Consider the following 16,301-nt stretch of genomic DNA (forward strand, 5'->3'; position numbering starts at 1 on the left):
GGATCAGTGGAGTATGTGCAAGCAACTGCTCCCATCACGAGCCGAGAGGAAGCAAAAACGGCCGTTGTGGAGCAGGCTTTATTCCAAGCGTTTAATCCGTATGCGAATCTGGTTAAGTCGAATGCTTCATCAAAAAGCAACGTGATGATGTATGCGGTACGTCAGGGAGACACTCTTTCCGGAATCGCCCAGCGGTACGGTCTGACTTTGAAAAAAATGGTAGAAACGAATAAAATCAATAACCCTCATTTGCTTTCGGTAGGGATGAAGCTGGTTATCAGTCAAGACGAAGTGACCCACATGGTCAAAAGAGGGGAAACACTCAATTACGTCACCCAGCGCTATGGTGTCAGCAGAGAGCTACTGATTGAGCGTAATCCGTTGCTTCAATGGCTGTCGGACAACCTGTATGTGGGACAGGTACTCTACATCCCTATTGCAGGTACGAAGCCGATGCAGGCAGATGAGCTTGCCAAAAGACGGAACACGACGCAAGCAGCTAGCCGTCAGGTTATTGGCAGGGTCAGAGGCGGGATGGAGTGGCCAGTTAAAGAAGCAACGATCACAAGTGGTTTTGGCGTTCGTTGGGGGAGAGCGCACAAAGGAGTAGACTTGTGGAATCAAGCGGAGGCGCAAACACCGATTTACGCGGCAAAGGCGGGAACGGTTCTGGAGGCGGGCGCAAATCGGTCGGGTTACGGTCGTATGGTCGTGCTAGATCATGGAGAGGGCCTGCAAACATTTTACGCGCATATGCGCAGAATTACAGTAGCTCCCGGACAATTGGTCGATGCCGGGGATATGCTCGGATATATGGGGCAGACGGGAGATTCAACCGGGTATCATTTGCACTTTGAAGTGCGGCAGGATGATGTTCCGATCAATCCGCTTCCTTATCTCGGCAGGTAACCCTTCACAATTTACATTGCTTTTTCAATGCGATACAATGGGCAAAGCAAAGAAGCGAGGCGATTTCCCTATGTATTTAGTATACGCAGATGAAAAAGGCAATGTTTACGATCACCCCGGCTTATTCGCTGTGGCTCGTAACGGAGATATATTGACAGAAGTGCTAGAAGAAGAGTTGATTCCGCTTCCGGAAGGGTCAACACTGGTCAGCTTGCCAGATACCGTGCCAATCGGGATGAACCCGGATACGGGCGAAATGGTCAAGCTGGATGGCTGTACGGCAGTAGGAGCGCTCGTTCCACAGGGGATTACACGTCTTCTGTTGCCAGGGTATGTCAAAAGCAACAGGGATAGCAAGCTTCCACTGTTTGGCTACTCTGCTGTTGTTTGGAAAGACAATCGTTTTTGGGTCGCTGGTCGTGCGAGCGATGACATTTACAAATGGGACCCGCTGAATTTCCCGATGGATGAGCTGCGTCAGCGAGTGGAAAAGACATTGGAGCTATTTCCGCAAAACCGGATTTTGAACCACTTGTCCCACTGTGCATTGGAATATGAGTGCCTGACAGCCTCCAATAACTTTTTCAACCGCTGGGAAGGCAGCTTGCCTGTGTCGTATACCTGTAATGCGGGCTGCTACGGATGCATTTCCGAGCAGCCGGAGGACAGTGGCTTCCCATCACCGCAAACCCGGATGAACTTCAAGCCGACAGAGGACGAGCTGGTTGAGGTGATGCTTCACCATTTGCAAACACCAGAGAGCATCATCAGCTTTGGCCAAGGTTGTGAAGGAGAGCCATCAACTATGGCTTCGATCATTGTTCCGGCGATGCGACGCGTACGCGAGACGACTGACATGGGCTTCATCAACATCAATACGAACGCCGGCTTAACCGATCATATCAAAGGGATCGTTGACGCTGGACTTGACCTGATGCGTGTGAGTATTATCAGTGCCATCGATGAGCACTACAATGCTTACTATCGTCCACGCAACTATACACTGGAAAATGTCGCGCGATCGGCTGAGTACGCGGCTTCCAAAGGGGTGTACACCTCGATTAACTACCTGTGCTTCCCTGGTGTTTTTGACCGTGAAGAAGAGATGGAAGCGATGATTAACTTCATTCGCCGCACAGGAATCAAGCTGATCCAGATGCGCAACCTGAACATCGATCCGGAGAGCTATCTATCGATGATTCCAAAAGCACAAGGCGAAGTATTCGGGATGAAGCAAGCGATTGAGATATACCAGGAAGAATTGCCAGATGTGATAATTGGTTCGTTCACACATATCCCGCCAGAGCAGCTTCAGCGCAGGAAAAACATGGCTTGATCGGTCAACCTGTTGCATTTCTGCTGACAGCGTGCTACTATCTGATATGTGTTGATATAACTCTGTTTCGGCAAACGATTCAGGGCGGAAAGAGGTGTAGATGAGATGAAACAAGGTATTCATCCTAAGTACAACGTAGTAACTGTTACATGTGCATGCGGTAACGAATTCGAATCCGGTTCCGTGAAACAAGCGTTGAAAGTGGAGATCTGCTCCAACTGCCATCCTTTCTTCACAGGAAAACAAAAATTCGTTGACGCTGGCGGACGTGTAGACCGTTTCAAACGCAAATACAATCTTTCCTAATCGGAAAGGATTGGAGCAACCAGGTAGAGCGATCTACCTGGTTTTGTTTTTGTGGCCATCTGATTCGGGGAGGGCGACGTGATGACTTCCATTGTCTGGTTCCGCCGCGATTTGCGCTTACATGATCACGCAGCACTTCACGCTGCCATGCAGACAGGTGATTCTATTGTTCCTGTCTTTATTTTAGATGACTGGTTCTGTCGCTCAGATAAAGTCGGTGACAAGCGTTTATTTGCTTATTTTGCAGCAGTAGAGTCGCTGGCGAACAATTTGGCTCACGCTGGTGGACGCTTGCTTGTTCGGCATGGCGATCCTGTACAGGTACTCAGCCAATTGGCCCAGGAAACAGGTGCGGACAAGCTGTTTTTTAATCGGGATTATACTCCTTATGCACGTAAACGGGACGAGAGGGTACACGAAGCGTTAACGAGCCAAGGGGTCTTTGTTCAGTCCTGTAAGGACCTCGTTTTGCATGAGCCCGGAGAGATTTTGACCAAACAGCGTACACCGTATGCGGTGTTCACGCCTTATCGACGGGTGTGGCAGACATTGCCGAAAGAGCAGCCGTATCCATTTCCAGAGAGCTTGCCCATGTTTGAACGCTTGCAGGAATTACAAGGTGAAGCAGTGCCAACACTTGCCACATTTGGACGCAAAACGCTTGATGGCGAGGAATGGACAGTTGCGCGATTTGGAGAGCGGGCAGCCCGAGAGCGACTGAAACAGTTTCTGAATGGAGACATTCAACGATATAAAGAGAGAAGAGATCTGCCAGGATTGGATGCGACCTCACGCTTGTCATTTGCCTTAAAAGCCGGGACGCTTTCGATCAGGACGGTATACCATCTGGTGCAGGAGGCTTTGGCGGAAGCGCGCGGAGAAGAAGTGTCTTCCATCGAAGCGTTTCTTACGGAGCTGATCTGGAGGGAATTTTACCAACAGGTTCTTTTCTTTCATCCACATACAACCGAGCATGCGTTTTTACCACAATTTGAAGAAGTAGCATGGGAAAATAGCCATGATTTATTTACTCGCTGGTGTGCGGGCGAAACAGGCTATCCGATTGTGGACGCTGCAATGAAGCAGTTGAATGAGACGGGCTGGATGCACAATCGCTTGCGGATGATTGCGGCTTCCTTTTTGACCAAGGATCTGTTGATCGATTGGCGCAAGGGCATGGCCTATTTTGCCAAGCAGCTGATTGATTGTGATGATGCTGCCAATAGTGGAGGATGGCAATGGAGTGCTTCTACCGGTACCGATCCTCAGCCGTATTTTCGTATTTTCAATCCGATTTCACAGGGGGCAAAGTTTGATCCGGACGGTGTCTTTGTCAAAAAATATCTTCCCGTCCTTCGCGATGTACCTCTACAATATATTCATAAACCGTGGGAGATGCCTAAGGAGGTTCAAGAGCAGGCGACGTGCGTCATGGGCTTGGACTATCCGATACCATGTGTCGATCATGCAGAAAGAAGGAAGTTGGCCTTGTCTTTGTTTCAGGAGGCCAAAGACCGCCATCTGAAACAAAACGATCATGGGTTTTCACAGAAAAGGAATAACCACTTCTGGGCAAAGGGAGATAGAAACGTGGCACAATTATATTTTCGTTACGGGGCGATGAACGCTTCCAAATCTATTCAGTTACTGACTGTTGCTCATAATTACGAGCAATCAGGAAAAAAAGTCATGGTGTTTACCCCGGCGGTAGATGATCGGTACGGCGTGGGAAAAGTGGCTTCACGTGTAGGGATTAGCAGGGAAGCGTTTCCGATCAGTGAAGAGACCAACCTGTATGATATCGTGGAAGCGGAGGCAGTCAAGCCCGATTGCGTCCTGGTCGATGAAGCACAGTTTATCGGCAAGCATCATGTCGAGCAGCTTGTATTGATTGTAGATAAATTAGGCATCCCAGTGATCGTTTATGGGCTATTGAAGAACTTTAAAAATGAGCTCTTTCCGGGAAGTGCCGCTCTGCTTTGCGAAGCAGACAAGGTCGAAGAGATCAAGACTGTCTGTGTCTACTGCAACAAAAAGGCGACACATATCTTAAAATTCAAAAACGGGCAGCCCGTTTATATGGGGGAAACGATTGAAATCGCTGGAAATGATACATATAGCAGTGTTTGTCGCCAGCACTATTATCGTCCACCGGTTAATAACTAACGCTTTATAGAACATAAACAGCTAGGTAGCCACCTTGGTTTTGTATGTGCATGAGCCTGGAAAGGGATGCGCAGACTAAAGCAAAACAGGAGGTGGCTTTTTCATGCGAAGAATGTCTGTTTGGAAAAGCGGGCTGGCAGTAGTAGGCGTGCTCGTTCTTTCATCTGTCCTGACTGTAGGCTGCGGACGAACCATGACTCAGGAGAAATCCCATAATACGCAAAGAGTAGAGGGAATGCGTCCTGCAACGATTGCAGGTGAGCAAAGTGGAGCTATTCTTCATCGTCCGGTACCGCATACACAAGATCGCGACACCTTGATGGGACGCAATCAAAATCCAAACATGATTATCGGTCAATCCAATGTGCGCAATTCGCAAATCGATATGAATAATATGGAAATGATGGCGAAATCGGTTCCTGGTGTGGAGGGAGCGCGCATCACGTTAAATGGCGCAAATGCATATGTTACTCTTGATCTGGTGCACAACATTACCGCAAACCAGGCACGAACAGTGGAGCAGGAAGTAATTGCTGCCTTGAAAAAGAAAATACCACGCTATGATTTTCACGTAACCTCCAATGAAGGGTACCACCGTTAAGCTCTTACGGATCCGCGAAACCTGTTAGATAGGCTCGGCCACACCGGGCCTGTTTTTGGTACGATCAGAAAATCGTGATATTCTGAATGTGCTCAAACTTATTCCAGTAAAATAATGCGCTTTGACTTATTTCAGCTTTCCTCCTATAATTTATCTGTTATGATTGTGTTTTTTAGTCATTCTTTATGTTATGGGGTGAAGTACAATGTTTACACGCTTATCCGCAGTTGAAGAGCGTTTTGAAGAGGTAACGAATCTCCTATGTGACCCCGACGTCATTAGTGATACAAAGCGCTTGCGCGAGCTTTCCAAAGAACAGTCTTCGTTGGAAGAAACAGTAACAACCTACCGTGAATATAAATCCGTTGTCAGTCAGATTGATGATGCTAAAGCCATGCAGGAAGAAAAACTCGATGATGAAATGCGTGAGATGGTCAAGCTGGAACTCGCTGAATTGACTGCACGCAAGGAACAGCTGGAAGAGAGATTGAAAATCCTGCTGCTTCCAAAAGATCCAAACGACGACAAAAACGTGATCGTGGAAGTACGCGGTGCTGCAGGCGGCGAGGAAGCAGCCTTGTTCGCAGCAGTTCTGTTCCGTATGTATACACGTTTTGCAGAGCGCAGCGGCTTCAAGATCGAGGTGCTCGAAGCAAGTCCTACTGATATCGGTGGATACAAGGAGATCGTATTCTCCCTCAGCGGTCGCGGTGCTTACAGTAAAATGAAATTTGAGAGCGGTGCCCATCGTGTGCAGCGTATTCCGGCAACTGAATCTGGCGGACGTATTCATACGTCTACAGCAACCGTACTGGTTCTGCCAGAAGCGGAAGACGTGGAAATAGAAATACATGAAAAAGACATCCGGATCGACACCTTCTGTTCCAGTGGAGCAGGTGGACAGAGCGTTAACACTACCAAGTCGGCGGTACGTGTGACGCATATTCCTACAGGTATCATGGTTTCCTGTCAGGATGAGAAGTCCCAGCACTCGAATAAAGACAAAGCATTGCGCGTATTGCGTGCACGTTTGTATGACTTTTATATGCAGCAGCAAAATGCGGAAGCTGATGCTACGCGGAAAAGCCTGGTTGGTACTGGCGACCGCAGCGAGCGCATCCGTACGTACAATTATCCACAAAGCCGTGTAACCGACCACCGCATCGGTTTGACACTGCACCGTCTGGAATCTGTTCTGGAAGGCGAGCTGGATGAAGTGATCGATAACCTGATTATGCATGAACAAACGGAGCTTTTGAAAAGCCATGCACACTCAGCTTAATTGGTCTGACGTCAAGACGATTCGAGAAGCCCAAATGCGGGCTTCTTCCTTTTTGCGGGAGCATGGGGCAAAGGACCCTGTATTTGAAGCGGAGCTGTTGATCAGGCATTGTTTGGATTGGGATCGTACGCGGTTTTTGATTTCTTTGCAGGAGCCGATTACTCATGATGTGATGGAGCGCTTGGATACGCTTTGCAAGCGTCGGGCTCAGTCAGAACCGCTTCAATATATGTTTGGTTCACAGGAGTTTTACGGTCGATTGTTCCATGTTCGTCCAGGAGTACTGATTCCCCGACCAGAAACGGAAATTTTGGTAGAGCAGATTCTCGGACTGGCAGACAAGCTGTGGTCACACGATGAAAAGCTGTCTGTGGCAGATATCGGCACGGGCAGTGGAGCCATCTGTATTACGATCGCCAGCGAGCGTCCAGATTGGGATGTGACGACAGTAGATTTGTCCCCGGATGCAACGGAAATTGCGCGGGAAAATGCTAAGCGACTGGGTGCTACTGTTCGGTTCCTGCAGGGGGATTTGGTAGAGCCGCTGCTTGCGGCAGGAGAGCGGGTCGATATTCTTGTTTCGAATCCGCCGTATATTCCTAGCCGTGATGTGGATGATCTGGACGAAGAGGTCCGTGTTCACGAGCCGCGCATGGCATTGGATGGGGGAGAAGATGGCCTTGTGTTCTATCGACGCCTCTGCGAAGCATTGCCTCAAGTCACGAAGCCAAAGGCAATCGTTGCCTTTGAGGTTGGTATTCATCAAGCAAGCGATGTTGCAGATTTGATGACTGGCTCAGGTGTTATTGGGGAAGTGCAGATCATAAACGATTTGGCGGGTATCGAGCGAGTTGTCATCGGTGTAAGACGGTAGAGGAGTAGTCCTTCTCCGTCTTTTTGCTTTAATTGTGTGAATATTCGTTAAGACAGCGTTTGAAAATGCATGATCGTGTCCATACTGATCCTAAGAAGAAAAAGAGACTCGGAAGATCAGTAGAAAGGGAGACGGGAAGCCATGAAACGGACGCTGCTATTAGGATTTACGTTGATCGTGCTCATGATGAGCTGGGAGGGACAGCATACTTCGGCTAATGTATTGGATAATGGGCCGATCCCTGAGGAATCTATCAGACTTCGCATTATTGCCAATAGTGATTCGGTTCAGGACCAATGGTTGAAGCGCGAAGTACGGGATGCTCTCATCGCGCAAATGGAAACCTGGGCTGACGAGATCAAAACATTTGACGAAGCGCAGGAAGTCGTAGAGGCGAATCTGCCAGTATTGCAGGAAGTCGTAGACAAAACCATACGTGAACGTGGTTTTACCTATACAGCTGTAGTCGATTTCGGCCAAGTTCCGTTCCCGACAAAGCTATACGGCTCGTATGTGTATCCAGCTGGTAATTACGAGGCGCTGCGTGTCAGAATCGGAGAAGCAAAGGGACAAAACTGGTGGTGCGTATTGTTCCCGCCGCTCTGCTTTATCGATATGTCGAATGGAGATGCAGTAGCGACTGCGAAAGCAAGTGAGGAGCAATCGAATGAGGCAGAAGGCACGAAAGAAAGCGAGCCAGTGGACCAAGCGACTTCGATCATGAGTAAGGATGATTCACTTGGAGAATTGCACCAGTGGCGTCAGGCTCGTTTTGAACAAGAAAGGCAGCCAGTGGTAGAAAAAGTAGAGCAGCCAGAGCTCGGCATTTCCAGCGAAGAAGCAAAGCCAGCAGAGCAGCCAGAAGTAGAAGTCAGATTTTATCTGTGGGAAAAAGTGGAGAGCTGGTTCTCGTAAGACTCAGGAAAAGCAAAAACGACACCGAACGGATTGTCAGGTGTCGTTTTTCAAATGAACAGGCAGATTGGTTAGCGCAGCAATGCTGCAATTTCCGGTTTCAAAAGATTGTGGAAGCGGTGTGCGGGAATGGTGAACGAAGGCATTCCTGCTGCGTACGGCGCGATTTCATACTGACCGAAGTGGATCACCAAATCTCCTTTTTCAAACGAGAAGGATTGGTTGTCAGAGATATTTTCAAACGAGTAGATATCAAAGCCTTCCGCTGTATTCGCCTCTTTTATTTGCAGCTTAATCATTTGGTTCAAAATAGTGTGGTAGTCGTATCCGGGCTGGAACAAGTCAGCTAATGTAAGCTGTTTTGCTTTTGCCTGATTGGCAATGGTGTAGTATGTCACATCGGCCATCCCGTGTGCACCACCCGTATATACATAGGTTTGAACGGAAAACGAAACAAGCTTGCCAGTAGATTGTACCTCATAGGAAATATCGAGGGCATATGGCCGCAAATCATAGCCGTATTTTTTAGCGTCTGCGGCATTTTCCTTTGCTCCCTGCTGTGTTTCTGTGATCGCATCTTGAGCTTGCTTGAGCAGGGTAGCGTTCAGCTGTGCTTGGTATGCTTTATCTTCAAGTCCGCTGATGACAGGGACACTCACTTTGATATCATGTTCTTTCGTTTGTGACAAGATCGTTTTCGGAGTAATGACGACTCCTTGCGCCTGTGGCTTTTGTACCTGAACAGCAGGAGCAACTGTTTTGGCTGGGGAAGTAGCGGCAGGAGCAGCGAGTGCAGGTACAGCTACAGCTGTGAGCAGGACAGCAGTTCCGAGAAAGCTTGTAGCAGCGGATTTAAAAGATGACATATGAATTCACAATCCTTTCATGAGGACAGGTAGATTTTTTTTCTAAGCTCATCTTACTACAGAGCTCAGAAAAAATAAGTTAAAAACAGGTAACAATCATGTTTTCCACGTACATGGGATAAAGTTATTCACAAGTTACCCACAGGCTGTTGAAAACTTTTACCTGCACAACTATACTAAAGGCACTCTTAGATAATGAAACGAGCTAGAGAAAGGATATTTTCACGATGGAAATCAATCAAATGACAAAAGTCTGGTCTGTGGATAACGATGTGGAAAATACTGTGGAAAAACTCCGGAGTTGTACACAGATTGTGGATGCCGCGCATCTTCTGCGCGATGGAGAAGTCGTAGCCTTTCCTACCGAGACGGTATATGGACTGGGAGCGAATGCATGCTCCAATGAGGCCGTGGAAAAAATATTTCTGGCAAAAGGCAGACCAAGCGATAATCCGCTGATTGTGCATATAGGTGCGATGGAGCAGCTCTCATCTGTTGCCCAAGACATTCCGGCAAAAGGAAAGCAGCTGATGGACGCGTTTTGGCCAGGTCCTTTGACAATCATCCTGCCCAAAACAGATCGGGTAGCGTCCTTGGTCACTGCTGGTCTTGCTTCGGTCGGTGTACGAATGCCGGATCATCCGATAGCCCTTGCCATTATTGAGGAAGCAGGGGTACCAATAGCAGCACCCAGCGCCAATCGTTCTGGTCGTCCGAGCCCTACGACTGCGGCTCATGTACTGACTGATTTAGAGGGACGAGTAGCGGGAGTGCTCGATGGAGGAGCTACCGGTGTAGGAGTGGAATCGACCGTGATTGATGTGACTGTCGATCCGCCGATTATTTTGCGACCAGGTGGAATCACCCGTGAGCAAATGGAAGCTGTAATTGGCACCGTCGCGCTGGACCCGTCTTTTCAAGTGGGCGCTGTGGAAACACCTCGTGCGCCAGGGATGAAATATACACACTATGCGCCAGAAGGTGAGCTATGGCTGGTGACAGGAGAAGCTGGGCAAGCACGGGAAAAGATGCGTGACATGCTGCGTGAGGCGAAACAGCATGGGCAGAAAACAGGCGTACTTGCTTCCGAAGAGACGCTTTCCTATTGGAAGCTACAGCCTGAAGCGGATGTGATTCTCTCTGTCGGCTCTCAATCGGATTTAGAGGAAGTAGCGCAGCGTCTTTATGCGGTATTGCGCGAGTTTGATGAGCAAAAGGTTCAATTTATCGTGGGAGAAACCTTCACGCGCGATGGCTTGGGCATGGCTGTTATGAATCGACTGGAAAAGGCTGCGGGGGGCCGGATTCTCTCCGTATAAAGCGTCTAAACTCCTCCTTGTCCGCATAAGGTGAAGAGACAAGGAGGGGGAGGCAGCTTGGATCAAGTCTTGTTTCAATGGGGGCAATTTTTGACCTTGCTCATGATTGCCTTTGCCTTAAGCATGGATGCCTTTTCACTTGGAATCGGTGTCGGTATGGTAGGAATCCGCTTGAGGGAAATTTTGAAGGTGAGTATTACAATCGGACTTTTCCACATTGCCATGCCCGTGATCGGTATCGTTGTTGGTGCGTATTTATCCGATTTGGTGGGGGATATAGCCGTTTTTATCGGTGGCGGGGTCCTCATGGTGATCGGCGTGCATATGCTATGGAACGGTTTTATCCATGGAGACCAGCGGAGCGTGTTAAAAACAAAAGGGTTCGGATTACTGCTTTTTGCTTTCAGCGTCAGTCTGGATGCTCTGACCGTCGGCTTTTCCTTTGGCTTGATTGAAGTAAACAGGATACTAGCGATCGCTCTTTTTGGTATTATGGGAGGAGCTATGTCATACTTCGGCCTCTGGCTTGGAAAAAGCGTGGGAGGATGGCTGGGGGACTATAGCGAACTAGTAGGTGGTCTGATTTTGTTTTGTTTTGGGTTAAAATTCATCTTATAGGCAGACAATAAGGGTTGCATAAAGATGCTGACACAAGGAGGGGCGTTTCGTGAAGCGCATTTTGTTTGTCTGCACGGGGAACACTTGCCGCAGTCCGATGGCAGAAGCGATGTTTCGCGCAAAAACAGCAGGTCTGGGCTACGAAGTACGCTCGGCTGGGGTAGCGGCTTTTCCGGGACAAGAGGCTTCCTTGCACGCCAAACAGGTATTGGATGAACGAGGAATCGAGCACGCGCATGCGTCGAGCCGACTGGATGAGGGGCTAATTGATTGGTCAGATGTTATTTTAACGATGACGAATAGTCACAAGCACGCGATTCAATCGTTTTTTCCAATCGCTATTCCCAAGGTGTATACATTGCGGGAATTTGTGGGGATAGAAGGATTTGCTGATATTGCTGACCCGTTTGGAGGTGCACTTGCGGATTACCGACTTTGTGCAGAGGAAATTGAAGAATCACTGGACAGGCTATCCGTAATGCTGAAGGACCCGCGTTTTCGTGAATTTGGAGATGAATGAGGTGCTGGTTGAGAGCCAGGACCTTGTTTTATGTCGATAGCACGAACATTATTTTGCTGTTAAGTGAAAAATGTTCACTTTTTACTTAACTGATTTTGATGTATAATGAATGAGATTATGAAACGAGCGAGGGATGACAGATGAAAGTGGCGATTGCTGCTGATCACGGTGGATACAAGCTGAAGGAAGAGATCAAGACACTTCTTGCCTCCATGAACATCCAAACGGAAGATTTCGGTTGTACGTGTGAGGAATCGGTAGACTATCCCGATTATGCTTTGCCAGTAGCTGAAAAAGTAGCGGCAGGCGAGTTTGAACGAGGAATATTGGTGTGTGGGACAGGCATCGGCATGTCGATTGCAGCCAACAAGGTGCCTGGCATCCGCTGTGCCTTGGTGCACGACACGTTCTCTGCACGAGCAACCCGTGAGCACAACAATACAAATGTACTCGCGATGGGTGAGCGTGTCATTGGCCCTGGACTGGCACTCGATATCGTGAAAATTTGGTTGGAAACTGAATTTCAGGGTGGACGCCATGAACGCCGTGTGGACAAGATCACCCAGATTGAAGAGAAGCACGCGGGAGGGAAGTAAGTGGATCTGTCCGCCATCGAAAATCAAGTGCGTGAGATTGTCGACGAGGTAGGCCGCCTTGCCAAAATCAAGGCAGGTCAAATCATGGTAATCGGCTGCAGTACGAGCGAAGTTCTGGGGAACCATATTGGCAAAGCAGGCAGCAAGGACGTGGCAGCAGCGATTTATCGTGGGATTCGCACGGCACAGGAGCAGCTTGGTTTTGCAGTTGCATTTCAATGTTGTGAACATTTGAACAGGGCACTGGTTCTGGAGCGGGATACAATGGAGCGTCACGGATGGGACGAGGTCTCTGTTGTGCCTGTCCCGACTGCAGGTGGTTCCATGGCAGCTCATGCTTATTTACAGATGACGGACCCCGTGGTTGTTGAGCATATCCAGGCTCATGCTGGAATTGATATTGGCGACACTTTCATCGGCATGCATCTGAAGCATGTCGCGGTACCTGTTCGCCCGTCGCTCCGAAGTGTGGGTGAAGCGCATGTTACAGCTGCTTCAACTAGACCCAAACTGATTGGTGGCGCCCGAGCGGTATACGAAGTTACACCTCTTACTGATAGCTGTACCTAAAAAGAGGGCTTTATTCAAAAAGACAAGCCCGTATTCTAAGGAGGAGAATAGATCATGCTAGATTTTTTGCGTAAACAAGACCCACAAGTATTGGAAGGCATTCAACTGGAATTGGGAAGACAGCGCGACAAGATTGAGCTGATTGCATCTGAGAACTTCGTTAGCCGTGCCGTTATGGAAGCGATGGGTACTGTACTGACTAACAAATACGCAGAAGGCTATCCAGGCCGTCGCTATTATGGCGGATGCGAATACGTAGATATCGTGGAAAACATCGCTCGCGATCGTGTAAAAGAGCTGTTTGGCGCTGAGCATGCAAACGTTCAGCCACACTCTGGCGCACAAGCGAATATGGCTGTTTACTTTACAATTCTGCAGCCAGGCGATACTGTACTCGGAATGAATCTCTCCCATGGCGGTCACTTGACTCACGGAAGCCCTGTGAATTTCTCCGGTACCCTGTACAACTTCGTAGAGTACGGAGTAGACCAGGAAACACATTTGATCAACTACGACGATGTTCGTGCCAAAGCATTGGAGCACAAGCCTAAGCTGATTGTTGCAGGTGCGAGTGCATACCCACGCGCGATCGACTTTGCCAAGTTCCGTGAGATTGCTGATGAAGTAGGCGCTTATTTCATGGTAGATATGGCGCACATCGCTGGTCTGGTAGCAGCAGGTCAGCATCAAAACCCAGTGCCATATGCGCATTTCGTTACTTCCACTACACATAAAACACTGCGTGGACCACGCGGCGGTTTGATCCTGTGCAAGGAAGAGTTTGCAAAAGCAATCGACAAATCCGTATTCCCTGGTGTACAGGGTGGACCACTGATGCACGTAATCGCGGCAAAAGCGGTTTCCTTCGGTGAAGCACTGCAAGCGGATTTCAAAGAGTACGCAGAAAATATTGTGAAAAATGCGCGTGCATTTGCAGAAGCTCTCAAAGCAGAAGGCTTGACTCTCGTATCTGACGGAACCGATAACCACCTCGTCCTGGTTGATGTGAGCAAAATCGGTTTGACTGGTAAAGTAGCTGAGCATCTTCTGGATGAAGTAAGCATCACTACAAACAAAAATACGATTCCTTACGATACACAAAGCCCGTTTGTAACAAGCGGTGTTCGTATGGGTACACCAGCTGTAACGAGCCGTGGCTTTGACGAAGAGGCGATGAAAGAAGTAGCAGCAATCATCGCGCTCACTTTGAAAAATCCAGAAGACGCAGCAAAACACGAAGAAGCACGTCAACGTGTGGCAGCTTTGTGCCAACGCTTCCCGATGTATGAAGGCTTGAATATTTAATAGGCTCGACAAAATGCAGGCCCCATGGAGATTTTCATGCGGGTCTGTTTTCTTTTTTTAATAAAAGAATGAAGATTGGGCAAATTGACGCCAGCACACTCCTTCGCTATTATGAAAAAGATGCATTGATAGGGAAACGGAGGAGCTTAAATGAGCCGTGTATATGTGTTTGACCACCCACTAATTCAGCATAAAGTAACGTTTATCCGTGACAAGAATACGGGAACCAAGGAATTTCGTGAGCTGGTGGATGAAGTAACCACGCTGATGGGCTATGAAATCACGCGTGAGATGCCTCTCGAGGAGACAACAATCGAGACGCCGGTAGCTACTTGTAAATCCAACGTAATTGCTGGTAAAAAAGTAGGTCTGGTACCTATTTTGCGTGCAGGTCTTGGAATGGTAGACGGTTTGATGAAGCTGATTCCAGCTGCAAAGGTAGGCCATGTAGGTCTTTACCGCGATCCGGAAACATTGCAGCCAGTGGAATACTACGTCAAGCTGCCTTCCGATGTCGCTGAGCGTGAACTGATCGTCACAGATCCGATGCTGGCAACGGGTGGATCTGCTGTTGCTGCGATTACCGCATTGAAAAATCGCGGTGCGAAAAACTTGAAGCTGATGTGTCTCATCGCGGCTCCAGAAGGTATCAAAATGGTGCAGGAAGAGCATCCGGATGTAGACATTTATGTAGCGGCTATAGATGAATACTTAAATGACCATGGATACATCGTGCCTGGCCTGGGTGATGCAGGTGATCGTCTGTACGGCACGAAGTAGCTAGAGAGGGAAAACCGATGAAAACATGTAAAGTAATGACGGTATTCGGTACGCGGCCGGAAGCGATCAAGATGGCTCCGTTGGTGCATGAGCTAAACAAGCACAGCGAAGAGATCGAATCAATCGTTTGCGTTACCGCCCAGCATCGTCAAATGCTGGATCAGGTGCTGGAGATTTTTAAAATCAAGCCGGACATTGACTTGAACATTATGAAAGACCGACAAACCTTGGTTGGTCTGACTAGCCGTGCGCTTGAGAGTCTGGATACGGTGATGAAGGAAGTCAAGCCGGACATCGTGTTGGTTCACGGTGATACGTCTACGACCTTTGTTGCCAGTCTGGCGGCTTTTTACAATCAGGTAGCGATCGGGCATGTGGAAGCGGGGTTGCGTACGTGGGATAAGTATTCTCCATTCCCGGAAGAGATGAATCGTCAATTGACCGGTGTAATGGCAGATCTGCATTTCTCACCAACGGAAAGCTCTGCGGACAACCTGCGCCGTGAAGCCAAGCCTGAGGAGCGCATTTACATTACCGGAAATACAGCCATTGATGCGCTGAAAACGACTGTGCAGGAAAATTACACGCACCCTGTGCTAGACCGTGTAGGTGATCATAAGCTGGTGCTGATGACGGCCCATCGTCGTGAGAACCTGGGCGAGCCCATGCGCCAAATTTTCCGTGCAGTCAGAAGGCTTGTGGACGAGCATCCGGAAATCGCGGTTGTGTATCCTGTCCACCTGAATCCGGCTGTGCAGGAAGTAGCGCAAGAGCTGCTTGGTGGTCATGACCGCATCCAGCTGATTGATCCTTTGGATGCGACAGATTTCCATAACTTTGCACGCCGTGCACATCTGATCCTGACTGACTCTGGCGGAGTACAGGAGGAAGCACCTTCTTTGGGAGTTCCAGTGCTGGTGCTTCGCGATACGACAGAGCGTCCGGAAGGGATTGCAGCAGGCACGTTGAAGCTGGCTGGTACAGAAGAAGCGCAGGTGTACGCGATGGCAAAGGAACTCCTGACCAACCAGGAAGCATACAATGCTATGGCACATGCAGCCAACCCGTATGGGGATGGCGAAGCGTCCAGACGAATTGTCGAAGCGATCTTGCATCATTTCGGAATACGTGCTGAGCGTCCAGAACCTTTCCAAGCTGGCCAATAATCTAGCAGAATGTTAGCGCTCAAAATAAGTGATATAAAGCTGTGAGAACCCATCCGGTTTGTACAAGTAACCGGGTGGGTTTTCTTTTTGTTCCAGTTAGTATATAGTTGGTATGTTTTTCTAATTATGAATATAGCGATTATGCGAAACTATCACCCACTATGATGCGTCT

At 48.6% G+C, this 16,301-nt stretch carries 17 protein-coding genes and 1 pseudogene; 17 read left to right on the plus strand and 1 reads right to left on the minus strand.

Annotation, left to right across the window (positions count from 1 at the left end; genetic code table 11):
* The first annotated feature begins 6 nt into the window (after positions 1 to 6).
* The 9 genes and pseudogenes from ADS79_RS23910 (at position 7) to spoIIR (ending at position 8,389) form a co-directional block, all read left to right on the plus strand.
* Entirely contained in the window at positions 7 to 909 is a 903-nt protein-coding gene (locus ADS79_RS23910; RefSeq protein ID WP_049740847.1) for a M23 family metallopeptidase, read from the plus strand.
* A gap of 70 nt (positions 910 to 979) precedes the next feature.
* Positions 980 to 2,245, plus strand: coding sequence for a radical SAM family protein (locus ADS79_RS23915; protein WP_049740848.1), 1,266 nt, complete (start codon positions 980 to 982; stop codon positions 2,243 to 2,245).
* 105 nt (positions 2,246 to 2,350) lie between these two features.
* The gene (rpmE, locus tag ADS79_RS23920) at positions 2,351 to 2,551 is read left to right on the plus strand and encodes a 50S ribosomal protein L31 (RefSeq protein ID WP_005827805.1); all 201 of its coding nucleotides are present in this window, start codon (positions 2,351 to 2,353) and stop codon (positions 2,549 to 2,551) included.
* Between the two features lie 81 nt (positions 2,552 to 2,632).
* Positions 2,633 to 4,042 (plus strand): annotated as a pseudogene (locus ADS79_RS23925) (cryptochrome/photolyase family protein); the annotation flags it as partial.
* 99 nt (positions 4,043 to 4,141) lie between these two features.
* Positions 4,142 to 4,717: a thymidine kinase gene (locus ADS79_RS36560; RefSeq protein WP_169790284.1), complete on the plus strand. Its 576-nt coding sequence runs from the start codon at positions 4,142 to 4,144 to the stop codon at positions 4,715 to 4,717.
* 103 nt (positions 4,718 to 4,820) lie between these two features.
* Entirely contained in the window at positions 4,821 to 5,318 is a 498-nt protein-coding gene (locus ADS79_RS23930; RefSeq protein WP_049740849.1) for a sporulation protein, read from the plus strand.
* 205 nt (positions 5,319 to 5,523) lie between these two features.
* Positions 5,524 to 6,600, plus strand: coding sequence for a peptide chain release factor 1 (gene prfA, locus ADS79_RS23935; RefSeq protein ID WP_049740850.1), 1,077 nt, complete (start codon positions 5,524 to 5,526; stop codon positions 6,598 to 6,600).
* A complete protein-coding gene (gene prmC / locus ADS79_RS23940; protein ID WP_049740851.1) occupies positions 6,584 to 7,474 on the plus strand; it encodes a peptide chain release factor N(5)-glutamine methyltransferase in 891 nt (296 codons plus the stop codon). Before prfA ends, prmC begins: the two co-directional genes overlap by 17 nt.
* A 141-nt stretch (positions 7,475 to 7,615) precedes the next feature.
* Positions 7,616 to 8,389: a stage II sporulation protein R gene (spoIIR, locus tag ADS79_RS23945; protein WP_049740852.1), complete on the plus strand. Its 774-nt coding sequence runs from the start codon at positions 7,616 to 7,618 to the stop codon at positions 8,387 to 8,389.
* Between the two features lie 71 nt (positions 8,390 to 8,460).
* Here spoIIR and ADS79_RS23950 read toward each other — a convergent pair whose 3' ends face one another.
* Positions 8,461 to 9,255, minus strand: a complete 795-nt coding sequence (locus ADS79_RS23950) for a DUF3298 and DUF4163 domain-containing protein (RefSeq protein WP_049740853.1) — start codon at positions 9,253 to 9,255, stop codon at positions 8,461 to 8,463.
* Positions 9,256 to 9,482: 227 nt separating this feature from the next.
* Between ADS79_RS23950 and ADS79_RS23955 the strand changes: the two genes are divergently transcribed.
* The 8 genes from ADS79_RS23955 to wecB all read left to right on the plus strand — a co-directional run bounded on the left by ADS79_RS23955 (position 9,483) and on the right by wecB (position 16,129).
* Positions 9,483 to 10,574: an L-threonylcarbamoyladenylate synthase gene (locus tag ADS79_RS23955; RefSeq protein ID WP_049740854.1), complete on the plus strand. Its 1,092-nt coding sequence runs from the start codon at positions 9,483 to 9,485 to the stop codon at positions 10,572 to 10,574.
* Between the two features lie 57 nt (positions 10,575 to 10,631).
* Positions 10,632 to 11,192, plus strand: coding sequence for a manganese efflux pump MntP (locus ADS79_RS23960; RefSeq protein ID WP_049740855.1), 561 nt, complete (start codon positions 10,632 to 10,634; stop codon positions 11,190 to 11,192).
* A gap of 49 nt (positions 11,193 to 11,241) precedes the next feature.
* On the plus strand, positions 11,242 to 11,712 hold the full coding sequence (locus ADS79_RS23965) for a low molecular weight protein arginine phosphatase (RefSeq protein ID WP_049740856.1): 471 nt from the start codon (positions 11,242 to 11,244) through the stop codon (positions 11,710 to 11,712).
* A gap of 140 nt (positions 11,713 to 11,852) precedes the next feature.
* Positions 11,853 to 12,308 carry a ribose 5-phosphate isomerase B gene (gene rpiB, locus ADS79_RS23970; RefSeq protein ID WP_049740857.1) on the plus strand — a complete coding sequence of 152 codons (456 nt, stop codon included), beginning with the start codon at positions 11,853 to 11,855 and terminating at the stop codon, positions 12,306 to 12,308.
* Entirely contained in the window at positions 12,309 to 12,878 is a 570-nt protein-coding gene (locus ADS79_RS23975; RefSeq protein ID WP_049740858.1) for a TIGR01440 family protein, read from the plus strand. It abuts the gene before it with no gap.
* A 54-nt stretch (positions 12,879 to 12,932) separates the two neighbouring features.
* Positions 12,933 to 14,183, plus strand: a complete 1,251-nt coding sequence (locus ADS79_RS23980; protein WP_049740859.1) for a serine hydroxymethyltransferase — start codon at positions 12,933 to 12,935, stop codon at positions 14,181 to 14,183.
* Between the two features lie 150 nt (positions 14,184 to 14,333).
* Positions 14,334 to 14,963 (plus strand): uracil phosphoribosyltransferase, encoded by a 630-nt coding sequence (gene upp, locus ADS79_RS23985; protein WP_049740860.1) that lies wholly within the window; start codon positions 14,334 to 14,336, stop codon positions 14,961 to 14,963.
* Positions 14,964 to 14,980: 17 nt separating this feature from the next.
* The gene (gene wecB, locus ADS79_RS23990; RefSeq protein ID WP_049740861.1) at positions 14,981 to 16,129 is read left to right on the plus strand and encodes a non-hydrolyzing UDP-N-acetylglucosamine 2-epimerase; all 1,149 of its coding nucleotides are present in this window, start codon (positions 14,981 to 14,983) and stop codon (positions 16,127 to 16,129) included.
* Positions 16,130 to 16,301: the final 172 nt, after the last annotated feature.

The organism is Brevibacillus reuszeri, from assembly GCF_001187725.1.
GTDB classification, from domain to species: domain Bacteria; phylum Bacillota; class Bacilli; order Brevibacillales; family Brevibacillaceae; genus Brevibacillus; species Brevibacillus reuszeri.

What these genes read in the sequence shown, in the direction of transcription:
- ADS79_RS23950 (WP_049740853.1), bottom strand. Translation starts at nt 9,255, where the DNA reads ATGTCATCTTTTAAATCCGCTGCTACAAGCTTTCTCGGAACTGCTGTC.
- wecB (WP_049740861.1), top strand. Translation starts at nt 14,981, where the DNA reads ATGAAAACATGTAAAGTAATGACGGTATTCGGTACGCGGCCGGAAGCG.
- rpiB (WP_049740857.1), top strand. Translation starts at nt 11,853, where the DNA reads ATGAAAGTGGCGATTGCTGCTGATCACGGTGGATACAAGCTGAAGGAA.
- prfA (WP_049740850.1), top strand. Translation starts at nt 5,524, where the DNA reads ATGTTTACACGCTTATCCGCAGTTGAAGAGCGTTTTGAAGAGGTAACG.
- ADS79_RS23955 (WP_049740854.1), top strand. Translation starts at nt 9,483, where the DNA reads ATGGAAATCAATCAAATGACAAAAGTCTGGTCTGTGGATAACGATGTG.
- ADS79_RS23980 (WP_049740859.1), top strand. Translation starts at nt 12,933, where the DNA reads ATGCTAGATTTTTTGCGTAAACAAGACCCACAAGTATTGGAAGGCATT.
- ADS79_RS23930 (WP_049740849.1), top strand. Translation starts at nt 4,821, where the DNA reads ATGCGAAGAATGTCTGTTTGGAAAAGCGGGCTGGCAGTAGTAGGCGTG.
- prmC (WP_049740851.1), top strand. Translation starts at nt 6,584, where the DNA reads ATGCACACTCAGCTTAATTGGTCTGACGTCAAGACGATTCGAGAAGCC.
- rpmE (WP_005827805.1), top strand. Translation starts at nt 2,351, where the DNA reads ATGAAACAAGGTATTCATCCTAAGTACAACGTAGTAACTGTTACATGT.
- upp (WP_049740860.1), top strand. Translation starts at nt 14,334, where the DNA reads ATGAGCCGTGTATATGTGTTTGACCACCCACTAATTCAGCATAAAGTA.
- ADS79_RS23915 (WP_049740848.1), top strand. Translation starts at nt 980, where the DNA reads ATGTATTTAGTATACGCAGATGAAAAAGGCAATGTTTACGATCACCCC.
- spoIIR (WP_049740852.1), top strand. Translation starts at nt 7,616, where the DNA reads ATGAAACGGACGCTGCTATTAGGATTTACGTTGATCGTGCTCATGATG.